This is a genomic window from Spirochaetota bacterium, assembly GCA_026414805.1.
Lineage (GTDB): Bacteria > Spirochaetota > UBA4802 > UBA4802 > UB4802 > UBA4802.
On sequence record JAOAIH010000165.1, the window covers coordinates 1 to 615 of the forward strand.

1 protein-coding gene is annotated in these 615 nt (G+C 26.7%); it reads right to left on the reverse strand.

Annotated features, from left to right (window positions below; translation table 11 throughout):
• Positions 1–615 (reverse strand): HD domain-containing protein (locus N3F66_15180; protein ID MCX8125488.1); only part of this gene is annotated, 615 nt, incomplete at both ends.

A 615-nucleotide genomic window follows, 5' to 3' on the forward strand; every position in this document is an offset into this window, starting at 1 on the left:
CTTCCATATATTGAAATTTCATCTCCTTTTTTATTTTTTATTATTTTATAATTATCATTATATATATTATCGATAAACCCTGGATACCCAGTTCCATCCCACTTTTCATGGTGATTAATAGCCACATCTGCAGCCATTGAATCCCATTCAGAACCTCCATCAAACAGTCTTGCTCCATAAATAGTATGCTTTTTCATTATTTCGTATTCATTATAATCTAATTTACCAGGTTTTTTTAATATTGTATCAGATATAGCTACTTTACCAACATCATGAAGCATTGCTGCTATTCTTAAATTATCTTTTACTTTTTTTATTTCCTTCCAATCAATATTTTTATTTTTAGCCCACTTTTCATAAATTTCAATACTATATGATGCAACTCTATTAACATGATTACCTGTTTCTTTTGGATCCCTTAATTCTGCCATTTTTATCATTCTAAGTATTATGTCTCTTGTCATTTTTGCTTTTTCTATTGCTACTGAAGCATTATTAGCAAAAAAATTTACATATATTTTATCTTTTTCTGTAAATTCTCTAATTTTTCCTGATTTTGTTTTTGCATTTATTATTTGAATAACTCCAATAATTTTTTGTTGACTTGTTATGAGT